The organism is Mangrovihabitans endophyticus (genome assembly GCF_014646155.1).
In the GTDB taxonomy this organism is placed as follows: domain Bacteria; phylum Actinomycetota; class Actinomycetes; order Mycobacteriales; family Micromonosporaceae; genus Actinoplanes; species Actinoplanes endophyticus.
The window spans coordinates 1-1,757 of sequence record NZ_BMMX01000109.1 but is presented as its reverse complement, the minus strand read 5'-3'; the positions used below and the strand labels follow the sequence as shown (position 1 = coordinate 1,757).

Here is a 1,757-nt window from a genome sequence, read left to right as displayed (position 1 = left end):
TTTTCGGCGGGTGGTGAGTCGTTCGATGATTGGTGTTTGTCGCATGGTGGTCAGTTCGATCAGCTTCGCTGGTGGGGTGGTCAGCGTGCTGGGTGTGCCGTGTTGGCGGAGTTCGGTGGCGACTTGGTCGACGAGGCTGTCGGCGGCAGCGGGGCCGTCGGCTTGTCCGGTCCATTCTGCCCAGGGGTTGTCTTCGGTGTGGGCGATCACGGGTGTGGGTCTGCCGAGTTGTGTGCGGGCGAGCCAGGTGAGCGGGGTGGCGATGAGGGCGGCGAGCCAGGACAGGAGGTACCAGAGCAGGAACGGTGACATGATCAGCAGTAGGAGTGTGGCGTAGATCCCGACGATCAGGCCGATGATGTTGTCGTCGGGCCAGCCCTCGGGCCACCATTGCACGATCCAGCGTGGTAGCCGGGGTCGCCAGGCGAGCCGACGCCGGTATGCCCGCCAGGGGCGGCTGTCGGCTGCTGTCACCTTCATGCGTGTCTTTCCCTGGGGAGGTCAGTCGGTGGCGAGGGCGTCGAAGTCGCCGTTCATGCGGTGCCGCATCGTGACGGTGGCCGCGGCGATCATCTGGGAGCCCTCGATGAACATCTGGACCTGTTCCACGGCGAGGGCGACACCGTCGCAGATCAGGTCGTAGACGGATGACACGACACTGTAGAGGGCGGCGGCCAGCTTCGCCCAGGACGCGGCGACCATGATCTTGCCGATGCCTTTCTGCAGCCGCGACAGCCATAGGTTGAGGATGTAGAGCATGCCCTTGATGGTGTGTTCGTATTCTGCGGCCATGGATTCGCACATCTGCTGCATGGTGTCGGCGGTCTGGGCGGCGGTCCATCGGTGACGCAGGTGGTAGTCGAATGCCTGCGACGCCCCGCCGGTTCCGCCGGTGGTGGAGTTCCAGTGCGGCGACAGGGCGTCCATGCCGTCGTTGAGGTCCGCGGCTACCAGGCTCCAGCCGGTCTCGAGTTCGCCGTAGGCGCGGGCGATGCGTTTGAGGGCGCCCCAGTCGCCGAGTAGTAACGGCAGTGCAGCGCCGAGCAGGTCGTAGCCGGTGAGTTTCTCGATGACGGTGTTGACCGTGCCGAACAGGGACTTGAGGTTGTTCTCGGCCTCGGCGGCGTCCGGGGTGTACGGGGGTGGCATCAAGGTGAGTTCCGCTCCTGCTTCGCCGGTCGAAGCGGTCGCGGGGACGGTCCGGTCGAGTTCGTGCCAGGTGTCCGGCGTCGTCCAGGCTGGTGTGAGCGACCACAGTGTCTCGGCGGCGGTCCCGTCGGCGTGGTCGTAGTCGGTGGCGCACCGTCGTAGGTCGTCGGCGGTGCGGCGCAGACCGTTCTGAGCCGCGGCGATCAGGTCTCGTGTGTCGTCGGCCAGGCTTTCCAGGACTGGCCGGGCCGGGGTCAATGCACCGTCCAGGCCGTCGACGTTGCGGCAGTGCGTGTGCGCGTAGCGGGCCATGTCGGCCAGGGCGGTGTCGCAGTTGGCGTCGATACGGGCGGCGTAGGCACGCAGATACGGCGTCTCGACCTGGATGCTCACCGCGCGTCGCCCTGGTGGAGACTTTGGACGTAGGCCTGGTCGGCGGGGACGCCGTGACCGGCGATGAGCCGGCCAGCGTGTTCGAACTGCTGCACCCGGGCATCCAGCCAGGCCGCCACCACGCGGCCGGCGTCATCCTCAACCGCTCCGGACCAGACGTCCTCCCAGGTGAGGTTGCCGGACTCGACACGGTGGGCGAGCTGGGTGAACGCGGA

3 protein-coding genes are annotated in these 1,757 nt (G+C 67.0%); all 3 read right to left on the bottom strand.

Annotation, left to right across the window (positions count from 1 at the left end; all coding sequences use genetic code 11):
• Window positions 1–480 (bottom strand): hypothetical protein (locus tag IEY73_RS32570; RefSeq protein WP_189083200.1); only part of this gene is annotated, 480 nt, incomplete at its 3' end.
• Between the two features lie 21 nt (window positions 481–501).
• Window positions 502–1,542: a hypothetical protein gene (locus IEY73_RS32565; RefSeq protein WP_189083199.1), complete on the bottom strand. Its 1,041-nt coding sequence runs from the start codon at window positions 1,540–1,542 to the stop codon at window positions 502–504.
• Window positions 1,539–1,757, bottom strand: a 219-nt coding sequence (locus IEY73_RS32560; protein WP_189083198.1) for a hypothetical protein, incomplete at its 5' end; no start/stop codon positions are given. The genes IEY73_RS32560 and IEY73_RS32565, both read right to left, overlap by 4 nt.